At 57.0% G+C, this 24483-nt stretch carries 25 protein-coding genes and 1 pseudogene; 16 read left to right on the top strand and 10 right to left on the bottom strand.

The window, feature by feature from the left end; translation table 11 throughout:
- The first annotated feature begins 79 nt into the window (after positions 1 to 79).
- Entirely contained in the window at positions 80 to 2599 is a 2520-nt protein-coding gene (ligD, locus tag PQR08_RS29725) for a DNA ligase D (protein ID WP_408163346.1), read from the top strand.
- A 41-nt stretch (positions 2600 to 2640) separates the two neighbouring features.
- On the opposite strand, the gene PQR08_RS29730 is transcribed toward ligD, so the two are convergent.
- The 3 genes from PQR08_RS29730 to PQR08_RS29740 all read right to left on the bottom strand — a co-directional run bounded on the left by PQR08_RS29730 (position 2641) and on the right by PQR08_RS29740 (position 3659).
- Complete coding sequence (locus tag PQR08_RS29730; protein ID WP_408163276.1) at positions 2641 to 2850, bottom strand: dodecin; 210 nt, start codon at positions 2848 to 2850, stop codon at positions 2641 to 2643.
- Between the two features lie 123 nt (positions 2851 to 2973).
- On the bottom strand, positions 2974 to 3195 hold the full coding sequence (locus tag PQR08_RS29735) for a hypothetical protein (RefSeq protein ID WP_408163278.1): 222 nt from the start codon (positions 3193 to 3195) through the stop codon (positions 2974 to 2976).
- A 272-nt stretch (positions 3196 to 3467) separates the two neighbouring features.
- Positions 3468 to 3659: a hypothetical protein gene (locus PQR08_RS29740; RefSeq protein WP_408163280.1), complete on the bottom strand. Its 192-nt coding sequence runs from the start codon at positions 3657 to 3659 to the stop codon at positions 3468 to 3470.
- A gap of 435 nt (positions 3660 to 4094) precedes the next feature.
- Between PQR08_RS29740 and PQR08_RS29745 the strand changes: the two genes are divergently transcribed.
- A complete protein-coding gene (locus PQR08_RS29745; RefSeq protein ID WP_408163282.1) occupies positions 4095 to 4478 on the top strand; it encodes a GNAT family N-acetyltransferase in 384 nt (127 codons plus the stop codon).
- A gap of 80 nt (positions 4479 to 4558) precedes the next feature.
- Here PQR08_RS29745 and PQR08_RS29750 read toward each other — a convergent pair whose 3' ends face one another.
- The 4 genes from PQR08_RS29750 to imuA all read right to left on the bottom strand — a co-directional run bounded on the left by PQR08_RS29750 (position 4559) and on the right by imuA (position 10628).
- A complete protein-coding gene (locus PQR08_RS29750) occupies positions 4559 to 4804 on the bottom strand; it encodes a hypothetical protein (RefSeq protein WP_408163284.1) in 246 nt (81 codons plus the stop codon).
- 561 nt (positions 4805 to 5365) lie between these two features.
- Positions 5366 to 8515 carry an error-prone DNA polymerase gene (locus PQR08_RS29755; RefSeq protein ID WP_408163285.1) on the bottom strand — a complete coding sequence of 1050 codons (3150 nt, stop codon included), beginning with the start codon at positions 8513 to 8515 and terminating at the stop codon, positions 5366 to 5368.
- 12 nt (positions 8516 to 8527) lie between these two features.
- Complete coding sequence (locus PQR08_RS29760) at positions 8528 to 9991, bottom strand: Y-family DNA polymerase (protein WP_408163286.1); 1464 nt, start codon at positions 9989 to 9991, stop codon at positions 8528 to 8530.
- On the bottom strand, positions 9915 to 10628 hold the full coding sequence (imuA, locus tag PQR08_RS29765; protein WP_408163288.1) for a translesion DNA synthesis-associated protein ImuA: 714 nt from the start codon (positions 10626 to 10628) through the stop codon (positions 9915 to 9917). Before imuA ends, PQR08_RS29760 begins: the two co-directional genes overlap by 77 nt.
- An 89-nt stretch (positions 10629 to 10717) precedes the next feature.
- Here imuA and PQR08_RS29770 point away from each other — a divergent pair, with 89 nt between their 5' ends.
- The 4 genes from PQR08_RS29770 to PQR08_RS29785 all read left to right on the top strand — a co-directional run bounded on the left by PQR08_RS29770 (position 10718) and on the right by PQR08_RS29785 (position 12684).
- Complete coding sequence (locus PQR08_RS29770; RefSeq protein WP_408163290.1) at positions 10718 to 10999, top strand: hypothetical protein; 282 nt, start codon at positions 10718 to 10720, stop codon at positions 10997 to 10999.
- Positions 11000 to 11076: 77 nt separating this feature from the next.
- Positions 11077 to 11421: a hypothetical protein gene (locus PQR08_RS29775; RefSeq protein WP_408163292.1), complete on the top strand. Its 345-nt coding sequence runs from the start codon at positions 11077 to 11079 to the stop codon at positions 11419 to 11421.
- Positions 11422 to 11458: 37 nt separating this feature from the next.
- Positions 11459 to 12418 (top strand): SOS response-associated peptidase family protein, encoded by a 960-nt coding sequence (locus PQR08_RS29780; RefSeq protein ID WP_408163294.1) that lies wholly within the window; start codon positions 11459 to 11461, stop codon positions 12416 to 12418.
- Positions 12419 to 12525: 107 nt separating this feature from the next.
- Positions 12526 to 12684, top strand: a complete 159-nt coding sequence (locus tag PQR08_RS29785) for a hypothetical protein (RefSeq protein ID WP_408163295.1) — start codon at positions 12526 to 12528, stop codon at positions 12682 to 12684.
- 234 nt (positions 12685 to 12918) lie between these two features.
- On the opposite strand, the gene PQR08_RS29790 is transcribed toward PQR08_RS29785, so the two are convergent.
- Both PQR08_RS29790 and PQR08_RS29795 read right to left on the bottom strand, forming a co-directional pair.
- Positions 12919 to 13716, bottom strand: coding sequence for a hypothetical protein (locus tag PQR08_RS29790; protein WP_408163297.1), 798 nt, complete (start codon positions 13714 to 13716; stop codon positions 12919 to 12921).
- A gap of 328 nt (positions 13717 to 14044) precedes the next feature.
- Positions 14045 to 14923 carry a hypothetical protein gene (locus PQR08_RS29795; protein ID WP_408163298.1) on the bottom strand — a complete coding sequence of 293 codons (879 nt, stop codon included), beginning with the start codon at positions 14921 to 14923 and terminating at the stop codon, positions 14045 to 14047.
- A 267-nt stretch (positions 14924 to 15190) separates the two neighbouring features.
- Between PQR08_RS29795 and PQR08_RS29800 the strand changes: the two genes are divergently transcribed.
- The 9 genes and pseudogenes from PQR08_RS29800 to PQR08_RS29840 all read left to right on the top strand — a co-directional run bounded on the left by PQR08_RS29800 (position 15191) and on the right by PQR08_RS29840 (position 22029).
- On the top strand, positions 15191 to 15811 hold the full coding sequence (locus PQR08_RS29800; RefSeq protein WP_408163299.1) for an SLATT domain-containing protein: 621 nt from the start codon (positions 15191 to 15193) through the stop codon (positions 15809 to 15811).
- Positions 15808 to 17115, top strand: coding sequence for an SMODS domain-containing nucleotidyltransferase (locus PQR08_RS29805; protein ID WP_408163301.1), 1308 nt, complete (start codon positions 15808 to 15810; stop codon positions 17113 to 17115). Before PQR08_RS29800 ends, PQR08_RS29805 begins: the two co-directional genes overlap by 4 nt.
- A gap of 313 nt (positions 17116 to 17428) precedes the next feature.
- A complete protein-coding gene (locus tag PQR08_RS29810; RefSeq protein ID WP_408163302.1) occupies positions 17429 to 18313 on the top strand; it encodes an SMODS domain-containing nucleotidyltransferase in 885 nt (294 codons plus the stop codon).
- A complete protein-coding gene (locus PQR08_RS29815) occupies positions 18291 to 18884 on the top strand; it encodes an SLATT domain-containing protein (protein WP_408163304.1) in 594 nt (197 codons plus the stop codon). Before PQR08_RS29810 ends, PQR08_RS29815 begins: the two co-directional genes overlap by 23 nt.
- A 51-nt stretch (positions 18885 to 18935) precedes the next feature.
- Positions 18936 to 20378, top strand: a complete 1443-nt coding sequence (locus PQR08_RS29820) for a hypothetical protein (RefSeq protein ID WP_408163306.1) — start codon at positions 18936 to 18938, stop codon at positions 20376 to 20378.
- A 204-nt stretch (positions 20379 to 20582) separates the two neighbouring features.
- Positions 20583 to 20795: a hypothetical protein gene (locus PQR08_RS29825; RefSeq protein WP_408163308.1), complete on the top strand. Its 213-nt coding sequence runs from the start codon at positions 20583 to 20585 to the stop codon at positions 20793 to 20795.
- 186 nt (positions 20796 to 20981) lie between these two features.
- Positions 20982 to 21428: a restriction endonuclease gene (locus PQR08_RS29830; protein WP_408163347.1), complete on the top strand. Its 447-nt coding sequence runs from the start codon at positions 20982 to 20984 to the stop codon at positions 21426 to 21428.
- 70 nt (positions 21429 to 21498) lie between these two features.
- The gene (locus tag PQR08_RS29835) at positions 21499 to 21777 is read left to right on the top strand and encodes a hypothetical protein (RefSeq protein ID WP_408163309.1); all 279 of its coding nucleotides are present in this window, start codon (positions 21499 to 21501) and stop codon (positions 21775 to 21777) included.
- 34 nt (positions 21778 to 21811) lie between these two features.
- Positions 21812 to 22029 (top strand): annotated as a pseudogene (locus tag PQR08_RS29840) (DUF6566 family protein).
- 41 nt (positions 22030 to 22070) lie between these two features.
- On the opposite strand, the gene PQR08_RS29845 reads toward PQR08_RS29840, so the two are convergent.
- Positions 22071 to 22760 carry a YozE family protein gene (locus PQR08_RS29845; RefSeq protein ID WP_408163311.1) on the bottom strand — a complete coding sequence of 230 codons (690 nt, stop codon included), beginning with the start codon at positions 22758 to 22760 and terminating at the stop codon, positions 22071 to 22073.
- Positions 22761 to 23266: 506 nt separating this feature from the next.
- Here PQR08_RS29845 and PQR08_RS29850 point away from each other — a divergent pair.
- Positions 23267 to 24400: a tyrosine-type recombinase/integrase gene (locus PQR08_RS29850; RefSeq protein ID WP_408163313.1), complete on the top strand. Its 1134-nt coding sequence runs from the start codon at positions 23267 to 23269 to the stop codon at positions 24398 to 24400.
- Positions 24401 to 24483: the final 83 nt, after the last annotated feature.

Genomic DNA, 24483 nt, shown 5'->3' on the forward strand with positions numbered 1-24483 from the left:
AGCGGGTCAGCAGCTCCCCGCGGCGCTTTGGCGGCACGCGATTTGCAGTAATCAGCCCATCGAAACGAGGGAAACCGCGATGGTTTCATCCCGCAAACCGGCAGCGCCTGCGCCACTTGAGCGCTATCGGAATAAGCGCGACTTTGGCGCCACGCCTGAGCCGTATGCATCGAAGGCGGGTATGGCAAACGGAACGCCGACTCGATGCGGCAGCTTTGTTGTGCAGAAGCATTGGGCAAGTCGCCTCCACTATGACTTCCGGCTCGAACACAACGGCGTGCTGCTGTCATGGGCTGTTCCCAAGGGGCCGTGCTACGACCCGGCCAAGAAGCAGATGGCGGTCCACGTCGAGGACCATCCCGTGGATTACGCTAACTTCGAGGGCACTATCCCTCCCAAGCAATATGGCGCAGGCACCGTCATTGTGTGGGACCGTGGGACGTGGGAGCCGGTCGGCGACGCTGACAAGGGCATGGAAGCGGGAAAGCTGGTTTTTCGGCTGCACGGTGAAAAGCTCGCCGGCTTGTGGGAGCTGGTGCGCATATCAAAACCGGGAGACAAGGCAGACCAGTGGATGATGTTCAAGAAGCGCGATGAGTGGGCGCGTCCGCTCGCCGAGTACGACGTCATCAAGGCACTCCCCGACAGCGTCATTGCAAATCCCCTCGGACTTTTCGAAGTCCGAGAGCCTCGCACTCCCCAGACTCGGCGCCCCTCAGCGCCGGACATTGACCTTTCGGCTGCGGTTGCGTCCGCGCTTCCAGCTAAGCTCGAACCGCAGCTCGCCACGCTGGCGGCTTCGCTGCCAGCAGGCGGAAACTGGATAGTGGAGTCCAAGCTGGACGGGTACCGCCTGCTAGCTCGTGTCGACAAGAAGCGAGTGAAGCTCCTTACGCGCAATGGACATGATTGGACATCGCGATTCCCTTTGCTCGTAGCCGAACTCAAGGAGCTACAGCTTTCCAATGCATGGATGGATGGCGAAATCGTCGTGCTGAAAAACGGTATCCCGAGTTTTGCCGCTCTTCAAAACGCAGTTGACGGTCAATCGAACAAGGACATCGTCTACTTCCTTTTCGACATAATGTTCCTCGATGGGAAAGACCTTCGGACGGTGCCTCTGTGGTCCAGGCGTGCGTTACTAGCGACGATTGTTGAAAACGCAGGAGCGCGGCTGATGTTCAGCCAGGACTTTGACGCTCCGCCGGCGCAGATGTTCGAAGCGGCAACAGGATTGGGGTTGGAAGGGCTAATGCTCAAGCGGCGAGACGCACCGTATGAGTCGGGGCGTACGCAAACTTGGCTGAAGGCAAAAGCACGGCTGCGACAGGAACTCGTCATCTGTGGCATGACCGCGCGTGCCGGCAACGACGGAGAGGTCGGCAGCTTGCTGCTCGGCTATTACGTGGGAAGCAAGCTTCATGACGCAGGGAGTGTCGGAACCGGTTGGGATTCGAAGACTGCGCGCGACCTATGGAAACAACTCACACCGCTTGAGGTCGACGCAACGCCATTCAACACGCCGCTCAAGAAGCCAGGCAGATGGTCAAAGCGAGTGGTCGGGAGCGAGAGATGGGTAAAACCTGTGCTGGTGGCGGAGGTAGAGTTCACTGAGTGGACCGCTGATGAAGTGATTCGGCAAGCGTCGTTCATAGGCTTGCGCCTTGACAAGGACGCTCGTGGCGTAGTCCGCGAAGGCGGGACGACGCAGGCCCCTGAGTCTCTTCCCCAACTGAAGATAACGCATCCCGAGCGCGTGATTGACGTGTCAGCGTCCGTGACGAAAGCCGACCTCGTTCGGTTCTACGCCAGCGTCGCGGAGCGGATGCTGCCTCATCTTAGAGACAGGCCCGTTGCCCTTGTGCGCGCGCCTGAAGGCGTAGCCGGTAAACTCTTTTTCCAGAAACACGCCGAGCGCACAGCGATGCCCGGGCTGAAAGCGCATGCCCGCGACTTGTGGCCGAAGCATCCCCCGTTGCTGACGGTCGACACAGCGGACGCGCTGTTGTCCGCTGCGCAGATGAACACTATCGAATTCCATACATGGAACTCGGTAGTGCGACGGCTCGATGCGCCAGACAGGGTCATCTTTGACCTCGACCCCGGCGAAGGCGTCAAATGGGCTCTTGTCCGAGAAGCTGCTCTCCTCGTCCGGTTGCTGCTGTCAGAGTTGGGCTTGCAAGCGTGGTTGAAGACAAGCGGTGGCAAGGGCTTGCACGTGGTTGTTCCGCTGAACCCTCGACTGGACTACGCCAGGGTAAAGGCATTCTCGAAAACGTTTGTTGCTCATCTCGCAAAGACGATTCCAGAACGCTTCTCGGCGGTCTCTGGTCCTTCGAATCGCGTGGGGAAAATCTTTGTTGACTACCTTCGCAATGGGAAGGGGCAAACTACTGCCGCAGCATTCTCGGCTCGAGCCCGGCCGGGTATGGGCGTCTCAATGCCAGTTGCCTGGGAACAGCTTGCTGACCTCAAGAGCGGCGCGCAATGGAGCGTACAGACCGCTCGCGAGTATTTGAGCTTCCAAATAAGCGACCCTTGGGTCGATTACTGGACGACGAAGCAATCGCTGACTTCAGCGATGAAGCGACTGCCGTAAATCTGTAGTTCAGTCAGTCGCTTCGTACCTACGATGACGCGTTAGTCGTCGACGCGGAATCCTGCTTTCAGGGTAACCTGCCAGTGCGCAATCTTGCCGCCTTCCACATGGCCCCTGGTTTCCGTCACTTGAAACCATTCGATGTTCTTCACGGTCTCCGATGCTTTCTGAAGCGCAACCTCGACTGCTTTATCGGATGACTCGAGTGAAGAGCCAGTGATTTCGATAAGTTTGTAAACATGGTCAGACATACGAGCTCCCAAGACACAATGTGTTTTCACCGTTGGTTGTTGGTCCTGACTTCGATATAGAACTGGGCTTTGGACCGTCACTGCATGCGGTCAAACGGAGAGGCGCCGAAGCCCTTTGTCGAGCTAGCTGCGAGCTTCCGTGCCCTTCAGCTCGTCGTGCTTGTGCGAGTGAGTCGCGGCGTACTTCAACTCGAAATGCGCTCCCTTGCCGCTTCGCGTTGGGGGAAAGTGCTCGCCCTCAACACACGTAACTTCGAACGTATCTTTGCCGTCGTCGTGGACGACGGAGTAGATGCCCGACACCTTCACGCGTTCACCTGGTTTGTATGCGCTGTCGCCAGCCATATTTTGCTCCTCGAATAGATGACGAGCGCTGGACAGCAACTGCCGTACCTTGCCGGCGAGTCGGGCCCGTGTTCGCGTAGATTGCTAATTACGTCGCTTTCAGAGCCGTCGCGACAAGTACCTCTTCGAGTTGCAGCCGCAGATGACGCTGTATCGACTTTCAAAGGAAGGCCGCGGCTCGGATAAACGCGATTTTTCGCGGCCTTGGCTCCAGTTGGCGGCCTGTCACAGAGAGCGCGGTCGCGCCGTCGCTGCTGAACGGATTACTGCGCTTAATCGCGGCCAGGAAGGATGCGAATGTGTGCGGATGGCCGCAGCTGCCTGGCAAGCATCAGTGCCTTCTGTTGCTGGCTGACCACGGCAACAAACATCCCGGGCCCACGAGGAAATTCGATGCGCCACCCGCCGGCATCGCGAGGTCGAATGACGATTTCGGCGTCGTCCGCGCCTTCGAGTGTTTGCATGATGTCCCGCGCCAACCAAGTGGCGGCTCTGCATGTTCATTGTTGCACTCAAGCACTTATACATACGGAGCCTTAAGAATAATTTCTACATGCTCGGGACACGGCCGGTTTTTTTGACCGACTTTTACAATCAAAAGTGCGACAAGTAAAGCCTTGGCTTTTGACTATCCTCATTCGCGTTACGCCGAGCGTGAAATTGATTCGTCGGAGAGGCGCCGCCACTTTCAGATTTGCTCGCACTCAGAGTCACGCCGTGGATGCAGCGGAAAAGCTAGATTCCCCTGTCTGAGAGGACTCTGTGGCTCCCTTCTTGCTGACGGAAGAAAACAGTCGCCATCGGACATTCGTATGACATCCGCTTCTCTCCCTGTCCTCGTTCAACGAGAAGGAATATGGTGCTATGACGGGCGAGTTCTCCTCGACGAAATGGCAGCAATGCAAGCTCTATATTTGGGCACCGGCGAACAGTCGCGCTTCTCGCACGGTGACATAAGCTCCGCCCGAGGGCGCTTCCTCATTGCTCGAACCGCGAAGGGTGAGGCTGTCGGTTGTGGTGCGTTCAAACGGCTCGATTTCGGCGTCGCCGAGCTCGTCTGTATCTATAGTCGAATGCCCAACGCTGGCATCGGGCGCGCCGTGTTGACGGGACTGGAGTCGAATGCCGCGAAAGCGGGCTACCACACGCTCATGGTCGATATGTCGAGAACGAGCCGGTTGGGAAAGCGATTTTTTTGGCGCATGGGATTCGAGCCGGCGTTTTCCACCGGCGCGGACCTGCAGGCGGACCAAGGCCTTTTTCTCGGGAAAAAGGTGGTTTAGCCAAATTTAGCCGCGCCTGCATCCTGTGCAGTTGGTTTAAGGAATCGGCGCTCGAACTAAATCGCACCAGAAAAGGTCGACTAGCGGTCTTCGAAGCGAGCACCAACCAAAGCGTCGAACTCCGCCTCTGGTGTTGCGACAATTTTGCGCATCATCGCGTCCAGTCCCGTGTGGTTCGCTAGTTCACGGACGAGCACTCGTGCAGTGCGTAGCGTGATGGAGTCCGTTCGCGCCTCGGTACCGCCGTTCTCTACTAGAAAGTTGAAACAATGCGATTCTTTGTCCCCATTCTCCGCGGCAGTGTGCGCAGTAATAGTGATTTTCATGGTCAGCCTTCGAGAACACGAGCGCTAACCACGTTCAGCACGACGCGAGCCTGAATGCCGCCAAAGCCTTTACCTGACTTCTCTAGGCAAAGTCATCAACTCCTCGTCGCTTGCTCGCAAGAGGAAGCTCGTCGTGCAGTGTCTCCGAAGACTCCTCGGCGGGAGCAGACAAGTTTGGCCTTTGGGGCATAGTCGTCGTGCTAGCGACAACGCTTCGTCCTGGTCGTTTGCTTCTTTTACCAAGACGCCGCCGTCGCGGGGAACCTCAACACGCCAGGCCCCACCTACGCAGGTCGAATGATGACTTCGGCGTCATCCGCGCCCTCGTTCGTCAACATGTTGACCCGCCTTTCCTCCTCGCCAGTTGTGGTATTTTCCCAGTCAGGAGCAAATTGCAGTCGGCGATACTTGAAAGCACTATCGACTGATTTTTGTCCACGGCGCGCGGAACATTGGAGGACAATCGCGACTCGCGACTGCTCAAAAACGAGCATGAGGCATGCAGCTCCACGTATTGGAGTGCGGCCGAGTTGCAAATGCCGCCCGTATTCGCCACGTGCCTCAGCAAAAATTGCGGCTCACCGTTGTTAGCCCGCCGAGCAAGTGAGACATGTCGACGAGTCTCTGCGCAACAAGATGTCGTACTTCGCCTTCGCACTGCCACGTTCCGTACACCGTGAGTAGCGCCGCGCCAAGCGCTTCACGCCGAAACTTCTCGAGCAGAGAAGGCCAAATAATCACGTTCACATTTCCCGTCTCGTCTTCGAGAGTCACGAACATGACGCCCTTTGCCGTACCTGGCCGTTGCCGCACGGTGACAAGCCCACATCCGCGGGCGAGCCGGCCATTCGGATAGGTCATAAGCGTCGACGCAGGCACAAGACGTTGCTCAAGAAGGGTTGGCCGCAAGAGCGAAAGCGGATGGCGGCCGAGCGTAAGGCTCATCGAGTTGAAGTCAGCAACGATGTCTTCCGCTTCGGACGGTGCGCCGAGCACGGGCGTTTCATCATCCACGCGCGCATCGAGAAGAATGTCGCGGTCTGGCACCGCGGCGACCGCCTGCCAGAGCGCTTCGCGACGATTGCCGGCAAGCGATGAAAGCGCGTTCGCGGCGGCAAGAACCTGAAGGTCCTTCCTGTCCAGTTGAGCGCGTTTTGCCAAATCGCTGACGCTTGAGAACTTCTTAACCGCTCGTGCTGCTTCAATTCGCTCTGCGGCCCCATCCTTCATTCCCTTCAACAGCGAAAGGCCCAGACGCACTGCTGGCTTCGCTCGAGCGTCATGGCTCTCGAGCACCGACTCCCATCCGCTGATAGCAACGTCAGCCGGAAGGACCTTGACGCGGTGACGTTGAGCGTCCTGAATGAGTTGCGATGCCGAATAGAAGCCCAACGGCATGCTATTCAACATCGCTGCAAGGAAAGCCTCCGGCTCATGGCACTTCAGCCAACTGCTCGCGTACACAAGTAACGCGAAAGATGCCGCATGACTCTCTGGGAATCCGTATTCCCCAAAGCCATGAATCTGCTGAAAGATGGACTCAGCAAAATCGCGTTCGTACCCGCGCTCCATCATCCCGTTCACGATACGGTCGTAGTAGCGGTCGAGGCCACCCTTGCGTTTCCATGCTGCCATGGCCCGGCGGAGCTGGTCCGCTTCGCCCGGAGTAAACCCGGCGGCCAGGATGGCGACTTGCATGACCTGCTCTTGAAAAATGGGCACGCCGAGCGTCCGACCGAGGGCGACCTTTAGCGCCTCACTCGGATACGTGACAGGTTCGATACCTTGTCGTCGCCGCAAATAAGGATGCACTGCGCCGCCCTGAATCGGGCCCGGCCGCACGATGGCCACTTCGATGACCAGGTCGTAGAACTCTCGCGGTTTCATGCGAGGAAGCATGCTCATCTGCGCGCGCGACTCAATCTGGAAAACGCCCATGGTGTCTGCACGAGAAATCATCTCGTATGTCGCGTCGTCCTCAGGCGGTATGTCCTGCATCTCGAAGCGTTCGCCGCGTTGCTCGGAGATGATGTCGAGTGTGCGACGAATTGCGGACAGCATGCCGAGCGCTAGTACATCAATCTTCAGAAGACCGAGTGCCTCCAGGTCATCCTTGTCCCATTGAATCGCCGACCTGTCCGCCATTGCTGCGTTCTCGACGGGCACGAGACGCGTGAGCTTGCCGCGACTGATGACGAAGCCACCAGAGTGCTGCGACAGATGGCGCGGAAAGTTGAGGATTTGCGCTGCCAACGACGCCCACAAACCGATGAGCGGATTCTCAGGGTCCAGGCCAGACTCCGCGAACCGTCGAAGAAGGTCCTGCGAATGGTCGAACCACTGATGCGACTTCGCGACTTTATCGACGATTTGCGGGTCGATACCCAGCGCTTTCCCAGTTTCACGGAGCGCACCACGCGGACGATATGTCGAGACAGCTGCTGCAATCGCGGCTCGGTCGCGCCCATACTTTCGATAGATGTATTGAATGACCTCTTCCCGTCGTTGATGCTCGAAATCGACATCGATGTCAGGTGGCTCACCGCGTTCCTTGCTGATGAACCGTTCGAAGAGCATGTTGCCGCGCGACGGGTCCACCTCGGTTACGCCGAGGCAATAACAGACCGCACTGTTCGCAGCTGACCCGCGGCCTTGACACAGGATGTGTTGACTGCGCGCAAAGCGGACGATGTCATAGACCGTGAGGAAGTAGGCCTCATACTGGAGTTCGCGAATGAGTTGTAGCTCATGCTCGATTTGCTCTTGAACCGCGTGCGGAATGCCAGCCGGAAATCTTCGGTGCGCGCCGATGTAGGCTTCTTGACGTAGGTAAGCTTCATGAGTGAAGCCTTCTGGCACGAGCTCATCCGGATACTCGTATCGAAGCTCATCCAGGGAGAAATTGCATCGCTCAAGAATGTTGAGCGTCTCTGACAGGGTATGCGGAGGATACAAATTCGCCAGACGCAGCCGAGACCGCAGATGTCCCTCAGCGTTGGGCGCGAGGTCATATCCGCAATCTGCAACCGGCTTGCCAAGTCGGATTGCCGTCATCGTGTCCTGCATCGGCTTCCTTGAGCGCACGTGCATGACGACGTTTCCTGTCGCTACGACGGGTACCCGGTATTGGTCCGCCACGAACTCGACGGCGCCGCGATGAATGTCGTCCATCGCGCGCTGGTGCAACGTGAGCCCCACCCAAGCACGCTCAGCGAAAACGTCGTTCATCCATTCGAGTTGAACAGCGAGCGCGTCTTCCTTCGCGGGAAAATCGGGCACCAGAATAGCGAGACAATCAGGCATACCTTTGAGATGCGCGTACTCTCTCTCGGGCTTTGAGATGTCATGCGGCGTCAGAAGGTACTCGCCCTTGGCTGCCCGCATGCGCCCTAACGTGATGAGCTCGGAAAGATTGCCGTAGCCGTTGCGATTCTGGGCAAGCAGGATGAGACCGAACGCTGGACTCTTGTCTGCGTTCACAAGCTGAAAGAATGACCCGATGATGAGCGGAAGCTTTTCCTCTTTCGCCTGGACATGAGCGCGGACTACGCCGGCGAGCGAACACTCGTCGGTGACGGCAAGTCCCGAGTAACCGAGTTGCGACGCACGCAACACCAGTTCCTCGCCATGGGAGGCGCCACGGAGGAAAGAGAAGTTAGTGAACGCGAATAGCTCCGCGTAGTCCGGCAACGCCAACGAGGGAAAGTCCACGACGACACCTGCTTATCCGAACAGGCCGTGGAGGAACCAGCGCGTTTCGTCCGACGTCACGCTCGGCCGCTCACGGTAAATCCAATAGCAGCTCCTGTCGGCCGCTTCGGCAACGTAATAGTCGCGTGTAACCAGTTCGCGGTCATGCCAACCGGCTTCAATGCGCTCGCCAGTTGAAACGAGCTTGAGCGGCGAGCCATAGAACGGGCGATGGTTCTTCACCATGAGGCGAACGGGCTCGTCGAGCAACCAGGTTGGCCGTGGCAGTCCTGCCGGCGGCACGGTCGGCTTTGCGTCGCCCTGAACCGGCACCCATCGATTCGCGTGCTCAGGCCTGTGGTCGGAGGTCGGCGCCGGCCGCAACACGTTCTCTGCTCCAAGTCTCGCAACGAGAAGTTCGATGAGGCGGTTGTGGTCTTCAGAAGACCCGCCGGGGTCAGGAAACAGCGAGTCGCTCGGCGGCTCGGCCGGCTCTACTTTGGAGGCCGTCAGTCGAACGGCAAGCACAGCAGCCGGCAGTTCGGTGCGCCCGAGCCGCTCCTTGAGCAAGCGCATGAGGTGCTCTTCATGCCAGGTCGGCTCTGCAAGAGCGATTTCAAGAATGGTGGGCTCGACGGCTTGTCGGCCTCGTTCGTGCTCGAGGGATACAGTGGCGTGTGTCAGTGCGAGTTGCTGCGCGCTCAACCAACCGCAAAGCTGCACGATGAGGCGTCGCGCGGAGAAAAGCACAGCCTCAGCGTGTTCGACGCGGTCGGGCAGTTCGGTTCGGGCGCTGAAGGTTGGAGGCACATCGAGCCACTGATACAACTCGGGCGAAAGACCATAGGCACGGTCCAGAGAGTCGAGCAAATCCACACCGCACCTCTTCTTCAGTCCAGCGCGCGGAAGGCGCCGGATGTCACTCAGGGCTCGGCAGCCGAGACCTTGAAACCAATCCGCGTAGGCGCGAACCTCTTGCACGACCATGAACGGAAGCGCATCGAGATTTCGCTCGAGCGAGCGCATCTTGAGCACGCGGCATCGGCCACGCTTGGCCAGCAGCCATGCGCCCTGCCCTGTCGGCGCAACGCTCGTGCGGGCCGTCACGCCTATCGACTTCACAACGTTTCGCAACTGAGAACAGATACTGCGGATGCCGCCAAACAGACGCAGGCTCGCCGTCACGTCGACTACGATGGTTTCTTCGTCGCAAAGAGCAACCTGCGGCGAGAAGCGCAATAAGCCGAAAGCGACTTCGCGCTGCATCTCCCGCTCGCGCTCAACATTTCGGTCGTAGACCGCCGCGTCAGGCGAAAGCGTTGTCACTCCGCCTCGCTTCATTCCTGGGAGCACCCCAGCTTCTCGCGCTACCGAGTCCATCACAATCACCTTGTCGCGCTCCAGCACGACGCACCCGTGCTCAGTCAGCGGTGACCACCGCGGACGGAACACCTCCAGCGAAAGCCGGGGCAGGAAGATGGCGACGAACACGGCCATAAGGGCTGAGCAGAATCGGTGACGGTTGCAGGGTGACGGACAATGTTTCGGTTCGTGTCGGGCCTCGTCGCTTTACAACATCGACGACGAGGCCGCCGTCAGCCGGTCTGACTCCCAATCGAAGCGTCGCCGGCGACGCGTCTTGGGCGCCGGCCAGCGGCCTGATTAGCACCAGCAAGGTTTCCGTCGCCTGCGCTGCGAGGTGAAGCCGTCGCAGCGCCTCGGCCCGAATGTGCTGCTGCCAGAACACGAGGGCGCCGCAGGTTTTTGCCTGAAGCACGCGCTCGGCGCACCAGAGCGCGTCCGCCGTCTTCGGCGCTCGCAGTCTCATCAGCTTGTTCATCGGCAGCCCGAGAAACGAAAAGGCCAACGCGTTAGGAACGTGCGGAGGCTGCAAGAGCACCACCGGTCGGGCACTCAATTCGGAGAGCGCTGGCCTCAACAACCGCATCTCGCCTGTCCCCGGTTGCTGGACGAGCAACTCCACCAACGCTCCCAGTGGCCAGCCGCCGCCGGGCAGCTCGGCGCTCAGGGCCGCATACCCCGTGTCGACCGTCTTGCCGTATGCACGAGCGAGCTGAGACCCGCGCCAGAGGCTGGGATGAATCGACTCGATGGGTTGGGGCAAGGCGGCCATAGCGCGAAAACACTGTATATTTATACAGTATCGTAACTCAAAATTCGAAGCAGTGAATTGCCCCTTTTAAGTCGCCACCGGAGACGCGAATGGATATGCTTGGGCGGAAGCACCCAATGATTGCGGATTTCGTCGCAAACCTGCGTGAAGCATTCGGCGATGCGACCATTGACGAGGCTGTCGCGCGCGGCAAGGCGGGAGAGCCGAACTTCTTCGAACGGTCGGCACGAGGTCTGTTGACGATTTCAACCTGTGGGTCGCCGACGGTAGCGTGCGCAACCGGCATTATTGCAACGGATGCGACGGCTCATGTGTCGGGACGGGTGTGCGCTGCAGCCAGCGAAGGTGATTGGGCGGCTCCAAGAGGTTGATTCTCGCCGCCTCGTCCGCACCTCCATCGAAATGGAATGAAGCTTGGAACAATCAAGCGGAACGAGCAGCCAGAACAATGGACAAACTGGATATTGACGAAATCCCCGGTGCGCGCGCCGACCTTCTGTGCTTCCTTGTGGCCACGCTCGCTGCATCCCACTCCCTAACGTACGAGTGGCGCGTTGACCACCTCGTCGAGAGCGGTCGAATCTGGCTGGCGCGTAACCTCATCAGGATGCACTGGCTCGACCGAGTGCTTCTCGGGCAGCTTGCACTGAAGATTGCGAAGCGCGAGCTGAAAGACGCCGGCATCGCCGTTCGGCAGAGCGACGTGCAAGCTCTCTTCACTGGCGAGATGACGCTGAACCACGCGAGCACTGTGGTCCAGAAGATGATGAAGTTGTGCAAGGAATCGCTCTGACCTGTCCATCCACCGAATTGATGAACGGAGACATTGCATGTGCTACTCGGCGCAAATCCAGGCGGACTATCGCAAGTACGTCAAGACCTTCGGTGCGCACATGGACATCGAGGAATTTGCGCGCCTTTACTTCGAACGAGCCGAGGGCAGCAAAGCGAAGATTCCGAAGGCGGTCGATGACAGTTTCCGCGACGCACAAACCGACACTGAACGGCAGATAAAGGCGTCCATCGACCGATTCGACGCGGAACAGACGACAAAGCTCGAGCAAGAGCTCTTCAAACAACGGACTCGCCTAGCAGACGCTGAGCGAACTCTGCAGTCCAAGGTGACCAAGGCTGCGACCGAAAGTAAGCGCATCGCAACCGACAAAATCGAAGCCTCGTTGCGACGCCTTGAGGACATCAACCGAACCGAGCCGCAACCAAGAGACTCTCGGATTTTTCCTGGGACCTACGCACCCGTGCTTGTCATGGAGAACGGCAAATACTTGGTTAAGCCGATGCGTTACCAGTGCCGAATAGCTGGCAAACCGGCGAACTACGACGTGAAGTATCCAGGCACCTACAACGCACGACGCGACAATCTTGAAGGGTTCTGGAAGCCATGCTTCGGCTACACGCATGGAGTGATGCTCGTGGACGTCTTCTACGAGAACGTCAGCAAGGCGAAGATGGAAGGCACGCTACTGGAGACTCATGAGAAAGACGAGAATGTCGTCCTCGAGTTTCGTCCGAACAACGGCCAGTTGATGCATGTCGCTTGCCTGTGGTCGCGATGGACCGCGCCAGGGCAACCCGACCTGCTGTCCTTCGCTGCCATCACCGATGAGCCGCCGCCGGAGGTTGAAGCTGCTGGCCACGACCGGTGCATCATCCCCATTAAGCCAGAGAACATCGAAGCTTGGCTCAATCCGAGCGCATCGAGCCTGGACGCGATGTACGCGATACTTGATGACAGGGACCGGCCATACTACGAGCATCGACTGGCTGCATAGTAGCCAGCATATATTTTCATTCGCGTTTCGCAGCTACCGCGTCCGTAGCCCGTCGAAGGAAGACTTGATACTCTCTTGCCTCGTTTTTTAACGATGGCGGAAACGACATGGCATTGTTCGAAATCAGCGGCGACAATTTGCAGGCTATTCCTTTGGGTAGAATGCTCGCGTCGCAGCTGGGTGTTGCGATAGAACACGCGACCGGCAGAGATGTCAACACGGAGCAGCTCGGCGCTCGGGTCATGCAAGCTATCTACGCTCTATGATTCGTGCTTGCGCTGCCTAGTGAGGTGGCGTCGCCGCTCGGCCTTGCCCGCACTGCAAAGTCAGGGTGCCAGACGCCGACGACACTGTTCGCTCGGCGGGTCGCTTTTCATCCTCCAATGCAGGTCAGCCGGATGCTGGCTGCATTAGGCTTACTGGTCGGGCCCTATCCAGCGGAACGCGGCTTAGGCGGTGCAGCGACGCTAATGCGCTCTTCGCAAGTGCTCGGCCAGGACTTACGACGCGGCACGAGCGTTTTCCGTTAGGGCGAGCGCCACGGCCTGCGCCGCAAGCTCGCTATACCGCGAACGCGGATGCACATCCTGACCCAGCCACCGGGGAACGAGATTCCCCTGCGACTTGAAGTGCTCGACGTGAACGACCACGACTTTTCCGTCCGTGTAGGCGACGTCGTTGATGCGCTTCCACTGCCCGCCTCGAGCGTGACGGAACAAGTCGAACGACGCTTCAACGTAGTTGAGGTTCGTGCCCAGTCCGAACATGACGATGAGGCGGGTTCGCGCCGGCAGGTCCTTCAGGAAGCGCTCCGTGCAGTTGCGCGAAACCTCCTTCCCGAATGGAACCATCGTAAATTTGTCGAGCATGCCGCCGCCCGAGCTCTTCCAGCTGCCCTTATCGAACCGCTCGACAGTACAGCGAACGAGCGACCCGAAGTGGAATCGGCCACGCCGGTCAGCGATGAGGCGGTCGACGGTCGGCACCAGCTCGTGCTCCTGCACGCCAGGCAAAAGACCAAGGCGCTTCAGGATTTTGCCGACGTTCTTGCGGCCGCCCTTGTACGCGATGTCGTCGAGAGGCGCGCTTGCAAGCGCGTTTGCCTGCGTCGGGCCCTTCCAGAAGCCTAGAACGACCACCTCGGGCTCAGAGTTCCCCCATGCGAGGGGATTGGCCGTAATGCGCCATTTACCTTCCGTGCGCTTCGTTGCATCAAAGTCGATGGCATCGCAGGAGTTGAAGCAACGTTGGCATTCGACCCGACCGTGGGCAGGCAGGGAGTTGAGTGCTTTGTCCATCGCTTTCCTCTTTTGTTTTAATTGTTGATGGCCGCCTCTGCGTATAAGACGGCAACTCAGGCTACGAACTGCGTCGAGTGGACTCGACGGTCCTGATGCATGACCGTGATCACTTTTTCATCCGGCGACTTAAAGACTGCGAGCTTGTCTAGCCCGTCGAGAGCTCGACGTATTTCTCGAAGCGTCTCCGCTGAAAGACGCGCGAGCGTGCATCCACCTTTCTGATACCGGTGTGAACCGAATGCGGTGATTAGCTGTATTTGCATTTCGGAAACGCCACGTTGCTGCCTACGCTTTTGTGCATGCTCAGTCAGGTTTGCGCTTCGCATTATTCGCCTCCCTCACCGCGGTCTGCGTTCAGAGCGCGCAACTCGTCGCTGAAGAAGACGCGCATCACGCAGTCGAGAAACTTCTTTCGGTCAACCTGGTAGTACGCCGCGAGTGGAAATACAGTATCAAGTGGCAGGGTGAAGAGGCCAGATTCCAACTCCTTGACAGAATCGGCGTTGACGCTGGGGTGGAATACGACCAGCTTATCGGTCTCGCCGCTCAGACCAATACGAGCACGCTGAGCAGCGAGGAAAGCCGCAAATTCGCCAGGGGTGCAGACCTGCTCAAGACTCCGACGCTCCGCATCTGTGCTGGAGACCGTGGGCTTGAAGCCCTTGCGCCCAAGCAACCAGCGCCGCGCCGACTCGTTCTCGATGTACACGCTGTCACCAGTCTTCCGCGACTCAAGCGCGCCGGCGCTGATAGCGTTGCGAACAGTGCGGACGTCCACATTTGCCATCAGGGCCAAGGTCGATAGTTCAACGGATTGCCCGTCGTCCAAGCCGTAGCGTCCGTCGGCCATCTTGACAAGGTGATTCCACTCTTCGGAAGGCCAGAAGTTTTCAGACGTTACTAACTTCAAGACTTGCGCCCCGTCAATGACGATGGCATCCGTGTCGTAGCCCTTTGCTTCAATCCCGTTGACCGCATAGTCCCGCAGTCTTACCAAGGTTGCCCAAGGGTGCGAGGACCGGAGCTTCACCTTTTGCGCATCCTCATTGCCAGTTCCCAGCACTTGCTCGACCACGCCCTTTAGTTCAAACCCGCTCTCCAAAGCGCCCATTGCCTCCCGAGTAAGAACGAAGAATTCCTCGAACAAGCGGTCCATCTGGTCGGTCTTCTTGCCTGCCGCTACTTTTTTGTCAGTTTTTGCCATTTTGTGAGTTTTTCATGGAAATAGTCATCTATGCGTGAAGTATCCGATGGGCAGGCGACGTTGTCAAACGTAAAATGACGTTTTCAAAGAAAAAATCACTGGTCACGAGTAGGCCACATTAAGGGCGAAGGCTGTCGATTTTGCCGCCGATACAGTAATATCAACCGATGGTTTCGCGTAATGCGAAAGGTTGACCGCATCGGCTCGATGACGGTCCGAAAAAACTATCAGTACACGGGGCCAGCGCTCCTTTCACCGGAACACGATATGAAAAAGGAAGACCTGCTACGCATAGTCGCGGAGAGCGGGTACAACGTCGGATTTGGGGCGAAACTGCATTTTGCGACCTTGGACATCGTCGAAAAGGCGCCAGGTTGGGTCAACGTCATTGGTTTCGTGGTGGGGGTGTACAGCCTCATCTTTCCGGCGCTCGCCCTCGCGGGTGTCTCTGCCACGTTGGTGATTGCTTCGTCGCTGACCCTTTACATCAACTTCTACAACTCCGACAAAGAGAAGTACGACAAGGCCGGTACCGCGCTGACGCGCGCCTATCACTCGCTTCGACAACTCTACGCCGAGGTTAAAGCACAACCTGAAAGTGCGGACATGAGCGCATTCGCGCAAAGGCGAATGGACATCGTAGACAGTGCGTCAGGGGTCTCCCTTAGCAAGCAGATTTTCCTTGCCGCTTGGTACGCCCATGTGAAGTTCTTTTGGGAGCATCAGGTTGGTTGGGTCAACGATGAGTTGGAACTCAGCTTCTGGCGGGACAAGGTACCGCTCGGAGCATGGGTGACCTTGGTCATGCTGCTCGGCTTCGGCATGGCCATCTACCTTCATCCCGGTCTTCTGGCTGTCCTTTTCAATTCGCCGCCCTGTAATTCATGAGCTCAGCCCTGTTCGAACAATTCCGGAAAAACATTTCCGTCGGCAATGCGTCTGACATTTCGACGTCTTACCAGAGCATCACAACGCGTCTGAACAAGGACTTTTACGGGTCCGATTCGGATAGTGCTCATTGCCTACAAGTCGGCTCGTACGGCCGCCATACGGCCATCCGTGGTATCAGCGACCTCGACATGCTTTTTGAATTGCCCTGGGACCTCTATGAGCGCTATCGCCAACGCGAGGGCAATGGGCCCTCGCAACTATTGCAAGCGGTGCGCGACTCCCTGAAAACACGCTATGCCAGCACAGAAATAAAGGGTGACGGCCAGGTGGTTGTCGTTCAGTTTCGCAAATTCAAGGTTGAAGTCTTGCCAGCGTTCTATCGCAGAGATACGAACGACTACTATCATCCTGACACCAATAATGGGGGAAGCTGGAAGGTCACTTACCCACAGCAAGAAATGGAGGCGATGCGCGAAATGAACACGCGCACTAATCGCAATTTCCGCCATGCTTGCAAGATGCTCCGGTCGTGGAAGAACGAACACGGTGTGCCGATGAGCGGCATTCTCATTGACACGCTCTGCTACCGATTCTTCGAAGGCTGCAAGGACTTCGACCAAAAGTCGTACGGCGCGTACCCTGAGCTCGTCGCTGCTCTTTTTAGCTATCTCGCGGACCTCGAACAAAAGGATTACTGGCGCGCACCTGGCAGCCAAGCACACATCGCGAGCAAAGGCAATTTCCATCGAAAGGCCAAGAAGGTGGCGCAAACCTGCATCCAAGCGCGGGATGAGAAAGACGAGCGAAAGCGAGCAAAGCTCTGGCGTGAGGTGTTCGGCCGTGAATTCCCGGTCGATGTCAAGGTCGTCAAGGCCGCGGCCACCGAGAGTTTCTCCTTCAAGCGGGACTCCGGAGACGCAGCCGAGGAATTCATCGAGGATAAATATCCCGTGGACATCCGGAGAAAGCTCGAAATCGACTGTGACTATGCGGGCACCACCCAATATGGGCATCTGCGGGCACTCGCCGAGACTTTCCCGTGGCTCAAGCACGGAATGTCATTGCGCTTTCACATCGCAGAGTGCGACGTCCAGGAGCCTTATGAGGTGATGTGGAAGGTGCGAAATGTCGGTGACGAAGCCGTCCGCCGGAACCAGATTCGCGGCCAAATCGTTCGTGACGGAGGCCGTCGCGAACGCAAGGAGACAGCGAACTTCAACGGGCCTCACTATGTAGAATGTTTCGTAATAAAGAACGACGTCTGCGTCGCTCGCGACCGGATTGACGTCCCTATCGAATAGGTTTGCCGCTGATACCGCGCGACTGTAAAAAGGACGTGCGCTTCGCCCTCCGCTGGCCGCAATCGTCACTTTGCTATGTCGCAAGACGCATAATTATTACTGTCGAAGAAGCGGTGCGCTCGCTCCTCGGCAAGCGGCAAGCCGCGCATTCGCGGCGCATGACGAGGCAGCGGGTGGTGAGATTGGAGTCGGCGCCGTTTCTTGATACTGTGTCTTGTGAAAGATAATGCAATGTCGGCTCTTGCCGAGGGTCGCGACGGAACTGGCGCAGGTTGTGTCAACGCAAATAACAATCGAGAGAAGAAGGTGAAAAATGGGCGAAGGGGAGTGGTTTGCTCAGTTTTGCGGTGCGCTTCGCATCAATGCAGAAAAGCGCGGCTCAATTAGTTACCGCACGGGGCGCATCGTTGGCCAGTTGAACTATGACCTCCGGAACAAGCTTGACTCGAAGTCCGCTTATCGGTTTTATGTCGGCTCGTACGGTCGCAGCACTGCCATCCCAAGTGTTAGTGACGTCGACCTGCTCTACGAGCTTCCGTATGCTCTCTACCAAAGGTTCCATGGGCACACCGGGAATGGCCAGTCCGCACTGCTCGCGCTTGTCAAAAACTCAATCCGGAACACCTATCGAGTCTCGGACATGGCTGGCGATGGCCAGGTGGTCGTCATCAATTTCGATGATGGCGTGCGATTTGAAATTCTGCCTGCGTTCGAGAATACCGACGGGAGCTACACGTTTGCAGACGCAAACGGTGGAGGGTCATGGCGCATCTGCAAGCCGAAACATGAGATGAACGCGTTTTCTGCGCGGAATACTGCCTCCAATGAAAATCTGGTCGAGTTGAGCCGGATGGCAAGAGCATGGCGCGACACAAACAACGTTACGATGAGTGGGATGCTAATTGACACGCTCGCCTATCAGTTCATCGCCAACTGGGAGCATCGGTACAAGTCATATGTCTATTACGATTATCTAACCCGCGACTTCTTCAACTATCTCGCGAACCTGGATACGTCGCAGATATATTGGCATGCACCGGGCAGCGGCTCATATGTGTACCGAAGCGATGTATTTCAGTTCAAGGCTCGCTCTGCGGAGCTTAGGGCAATTGAGGCTATCGCCCATCAAGCGAAGGGCGAGAACTGGTCCGCAAGGCAAAAATATCGGGCAATTTATGGCACAGCATTTCCAGCCTAACGATGCACAGGTAGGGCCGGCCACCTCACTGGAAGGGCAGTTGAGGGAGATGTACGCGCGAGCTGCGTACACCCACAAGACCCACGAGAAGATGGCCGACCGATACATCTCGCGTTACAAGGTCATCAAGAACGCGGAAATTGTCCTGTCGGCAGTGACGACGAGCAGTCTGTTGCTGGCAGTTCTTGGGGACACACATCCGTTCACGCTCATTGGTGCAGTGCTCTCGACAGTCCTGTTAGGCTTCACGCTCTATTTCAAAGAGGCCAGTCTCGGAGAGCAGGCACAGAAACATACCATCGTCGCCTCTAAGCTATGGGGTGTCCGCGAAGCGCTTCTGTCGCTTCTGGTCGATATGAACGATGGACGACCCGTGGATGAGATTCGCGCTGCCCGAGACCGATTGAACGAGTCGCTTGAGGACATCTACAAGGCTGCACCGAGGACGAACAGCAAAGCCTACGCAGATGCCCAAAAGGCACTCAAGCAGGCTGAGGAGCTCTTCTTCACTGATGATGAGCTGAACCGACTTCTCCCGAAAGAACTGCGCTCGAAACGTAGCGAGCCGTAGATGCATTGGCTGCTTCGCCGGCCGTTCTTCACCATAAGTGAGACGGAACCCATGACGTACGCCGAGGCGATTCGCCCAATCCGCAACCAGCTCCGGAAATTTTCCTACGGGAGCGTTTTGGCCGAACTGTCACAGTTCATCAAAGCCGAATCGACAGCAGATGATGGGAAGCCACACGCCCCATGGCTCGCCGAGCGCGTCGCAGTTTGGGTGTTGCGCGATGAGCCGCGTATGTATGGTTTTGCGGACATCTCCCAGCAAGCGTTGCGGCGGTGTATCGACCAAGCCTGGAAGCTTGCTGATTTGGCATTCACTGGATTCGGGCCTGGTCGCTCGTTTCATCTTGCGCTTCGGTCGTGGCTTCTCCCGCAGATTCCACACCAACGAGAGCAAGAGCTGGGACCCTTCGCACGTCAGATTGACCTCATCAATCAACTGCAACCGAACTCGCACCTCTACCGTCTGTTCGAAGACAGCTTGGGCATGCCGCCGATTGACTTTCTTGGCATCGCGACCCTCTTTCGCAAACATTCACTCGAAGATATTTCGACAGTCATTGCACCGAGATACCGAGCTGGTCTGCAAGATATGTTTGGCCGAGTTCCTGTCGAGCGTTTCTATCAAACCATGCTCATCCCCCGCGAGGTGACCGCGAAACAGTTCGACGAGGTCAGCACGGACGAATGGTTCCAACCAAACCTGCTTTACAGGTCGCCCTTCACACGGCTGCGCAATGATGCTTGGTATTTTTGGGGGCGCTGTTGCCTTGACCGCAACTTGGGATACGCGTTGAGTGACATCGTTGGTCGCAGCGAGAATCCTGGGATTCGACAGAGCTTCGAAAAGCTATTCGAAGAGTACGTCGGGCGCAGCCTAAATCTGAGCGGCCTCGAGATTCTGAGCGAAGAGCAAGTTCGAACCCGTTTTTCGGTCGGCGGTAAGTGCTGCGATTTCGCCGTTTTAGATGGGGCTGATGTGGTGTTGCTCGAGGTCAAAAACAAAGCCTTGACTCATACGCTTCCCGCTGCTGGAACAGTACGCGATTACGCGTCAAAACTCAGTGCAACCGTGAGGAAGGCGGATGAACAACTGAGGAACGTCGAGACTTTCGTACATAAGGCCAACCCGAACGCAAATGTGCACAAGGTCGTCGTCACCTACGGCGACCTCTTTGCTGCTGAGACGGACCAGCTATTCACTGCGGGGGCAGACCGCTTCGCATCGGGTAACCCGGTCTACATTCTCAGCGTCGACCATGTTGACCGGCTCATTGAAGCCGTTCGCATGAAAAAATGCGGATTCGCAATGTTCTTTGAAGACTACACGAGGCGTCGCAGCATCCCAGAAAAGCGTCTTTTGCTGCTATCCGACCTTCTGAACGAGGCCCCTTACCACAGCCCAGAACTGCCACCTCACCTTTTTGATGTCTACGCTCGGTTTCACGGGAAGTTGATGGAGCGAGCAAAGCAGAAGCAGCTGGCGACAGCTCCCTGACGATGCCGACAGGCGACACTTTCACAGGCACAGGTGGATACAAGGCGATGCCCTGCTAGCGTTCGGGCATACTTTCTTTGATTGCCATAATTGGATTCGAGAAGAACAACGGCCTGGCTGCAGGCGAAAAGGCGCTGGGGTGATTGCCGAACGCGCAGGGACCATATGCAACGTATGAAGACGCCGAATATCCGAACCTTCGACATGAAGCTCGTCGATGACCTATTCGAAATGAATGGCGGGTATGTGCTCAATTTCTCGGACCGCACGATGGCCATCTTCTTCCTCGAAGAGCTCAATGTCGACATTGACGACCCCGCCTACCTTGACAACGGTACATCCAAAGCGAAGCGCCTGAGGTGCTTTCTGAACAAGGTCGACTTGGCCACAGCCGTTACGACGCTCAAGGCGCTGTAGAAATATCGCGAACGCGTTCGGCAGTCGGACGGACGGGACGACTGGGTCACCAACGCGGAAGGACAGTTCCTCTCCCTGATTAACCGTCTCGAGGGTAAGCCCGAGGGCACCGCTAGTCCGAATCCGCCGCCCAAGCCGGCGCTCGATACTGGCCGGATTCTGGCGCTCAAGACCAAGCTTATCGAGCTGTCGTCATTACCTCCGCATCCTCGCGGTTACGCGTTTGAAACATGGCTCAAGGAGGCGTTCGACTGCTTCGCTCTCGAAGCGAGGGAGCCGTTTCGCCATCGCGGAGAGCAGATAGACGGCAGCTTCGCCCTGCAAGGCGAAACCTATCTCGTCGAGGCGAAGTGGCAGTCCGCCCAGACTCCCGCGGCTGATTTGCACGCTTTTCACGGGAAGCTGGAGCAGAAAGCCGCATGGGCACGCGGTCTGTTCGTAAGCAACAGCGGCTTCACCCCGGACGGGTTGGTAGCCTTCGGTCGTGCAAAGCGCGTTATCTGTATGGACGGACTCGACCTGTTTGACGCCCTCGACCGGCAGATTCCTTTGAACCATGTGCTCGAACGGAAGGTTCGACGTGCCGCCGAATCGGGGCTCCCTTTCGAGCGCGTGCGCGACCTCTTTGCCTGACCGCAACTAGATACGAACGGCGCGCCAGCTGCGCGTTGGCGAGCGCCTAATACTTGCGTGGAGTCATCGAATGGAAATCATCGTTGAGACGTACATGCCGTCTGGCGAACCCTCGTCGGCAGGTTTGCGCGTGAGGCCACTTCCTGGACAGGGCGTCAGCCCAGCGCTTAAAGTCGAGTGCAGTCGCTCCATGCGGCAGCAGTATCCGGCCGGCTCGTTGTTCCGGCTCACGGTGAAGCTTACTGACCGAGAAGGCACACAATTTCTCTACGCCCACCATGCCGCGCCGTTCGAGCATGTGAGCCGCGAAGAAGCAAAACGATTTATTTCGACCATGTTCGGTGCGTGACTTGTCGAAGCACCTCCATAGGAACACGAAGACGATGCAGCAGGCCACCTATAAAAATTACGTGCTATGGGGCCATGCCATCGAGCAGCAGGACGAAGTTCTCGCACACGAGCGCTTCGCGCGAGCGGGACAATCACCCGAGACCGGAAATTCGTCGAAGCCTCGGGAGTCCTCGGCGTCTTTGACACCGAGGAAGAGGCGCAGGAAGTCGGACTCTCGTGGGCTAGAGCATGGGTTGACTCGCACGGGTAGCCCAGCGGGCCGCCCGTTGCTCTGTCACTGGCGCTCTACGACTACGACCGCGTCTGGTTAAGTAGCGCAAACTCTACGTGCGCGCGCCGGAATGCGCTCAGGATTACATGGTGTCCAGTTTTGCTTTCCAGATACGCGATAAGCTCGTCGAATCGCGTCTCCGCGACCGGAAAGCCCGTATCTCTCTTGATGTCGTGAGCGATGTCGCCGACCTGGTCCCCACGGTCGGCCTGTGCGACAAGCCATCGATGGAAGGCGCTACGCGAAGCCTCTCGCAACGCAGCCTCAGCGCGGAACCTGCGCACCTCCTCGTCTAGCGCGTTCACAGCATTCGCGGGTCTGCGATGAGTTCGATGCCACCCGGTTGGCCGCGCATCCGCAGTCTCCAGCTGTCGAATATAGCGCTCCACGGTCGTCGGGCCATGCTCGGCCGCGAAGTGCCCCAAGAGAAACGACAAGTCGCAGTGTACGCAGTAGTACAGATTGGCGTCCTCTTCCTTCTGGTCGCCATGAAAATAGTAGCGAACACGGGAATCCGCCTGGACGGACGGTTGCGGCAGGATAGGTTCGCGATTGGGAGTGTGCTTCTTCAACAGCGCCCAGTTCGAGAAACCATGTTGCTGAGCGAGCCGGTCCTGAGCTTCATTCAGTGGAATAGCTTCCCGGCGCGCAAGGCGTTTGGCGTTGCGGCGCAGTTGCTCGAGTTGAGGGGCAGAAAGTGGGTTGCTCATGGCGTTGTCCTTAGCCGCAAGAAGCCTATGCGCCCACACACGGATTCAACTGCAGCCAAAAGAGTCGGCCATGCACCATAAGATTTTTACGCTGCCGCGGCCGGCTTCGCCTATGTGGGCGGGCGAGTCTGCGTCAAAGACTCATTAACGAAGGATAGCACGAGCAACGACAAGCCAAAACCACGGGCGTTCTGTCCTGAAATCGCGAAAAGACATGGGCTGAATGCCCGTACCCGCAACCGAAGTCTCGCCACTCCGTGTTCAAAACGCGGCCGAAGGGATTTTGTCGCAAATAAACAACGAAATACCTTGGCAAAATTGCTATTCCATTTTATACGGGACCAAAAAATAAAATAGGGCTCGAACAAAATCGTTCGATTTTAATTTAGGATTTTTTGAGACAAACCAATTCGATGAGGTGTCTCAAGATGCGGCCCAATCTATATTTTTTCAATTCAAGTCTTTTCGACAAACTCTCCAAGAGAGAACGGACAGAGTTTTTGAAAATGCAGAAAAGCATTGGTCTCCCAGATGGGCATCCATTTTTTTTGGGTGTGGACCTAAGTTTTGATAAGGAGCTGAATGGTTTCTGTCGATTCTTGGTAGTGGGGCCACGCAGACGTAGCTTCCATACTTGGAGAAGCTACGGCTATGCCGGCGCTGAGTACCTCGATTTTTGTGATGCGCGAGGCGTGAATTGGATGACTGCAACTGAGGAGCATCTCACCGACTTCTATACCATCAAAACTGACGGAACGGAAATATTAGCGGGGGTTGATGGAAAATCCTGGAATCAAACCTCGGTGGTGTTAAGTCATCTATACAAGTACGCGAAGCGGAAGAAATTGCGCGACGATATTCCCGTAACTTATCGCCCTTCCCGCTCATCCTACAAACACGATAACGGTGAGACGTCGGAGCTAAATGTCTCAACCACAGATAAACCATTAAATTATATAGCTTTAGACCAATACAAAACACATTGGCGGCCCTTTCTTCTGAACAAGGAGCACGCTCAACGCAACATATCGCTCATCGAACTTCTTATCTGTAGCGGATTCCGTATTGAGGAGGCACTCGGGTTGAACACATACAACATTCCAGACCCAGATTCAGCAGCATATTCGGGGAGGGCCGTTGTACCGGTCACAGTGATTGGGAAGGGAAGGAAGAAGCGCACGGTTCCCGTGCCCAAGCGCATTACCAGAGCCATTCATTTCTACATCGACGAGGACCGAAAGGTCGCTGCCGCAAAGTATCGGTCGGGCAATCGTGGCAAAGAGGCCACCCGGTTGTTCTTGGCAGAGACGGGAGAGCCGCTAAGTAAGCGGATGGTCGAAGAAGTGTTTCAGCAGGCGTCTGAAGCAACAGGCCTCAAGCTCGTACCACACGGGTGCCGTCATACCTACGCAACGATTATGCTCGACGCATTGATTAAGTTTGTGGGTTTGAAGAACGGTATTGCTGACGGCACAGTCGCCGACAAATATGAAAGCATGATTGGCGACCCGTTGCTAATTCTAAAGCAACTGCTGGGACATAAATCGATTGTGACGGTGTTCACCTATCTGGAGCTGACTTCAGAAGCCCAGATGGTGATTGAGGATGCCCTTAATGAATGGACTGCCACCTTAGCTTAACACTCCGCAAGTAGAAACCAAGACGATTTTTTCTACTCGCTTCACTGAAGCGAGTGGCTAATGGCGCCCCTTCACAGTAATAC

Source organism: Caballeronia jiangsuensis (assembly GCF_046030135.1).
Lineage (GTDB): Bacteria > Pseudomonadota > Gammaproteobacteria > Burkholderiales > Burkholderiaceae > Caballeronia > Caballeronia jiangsuensis.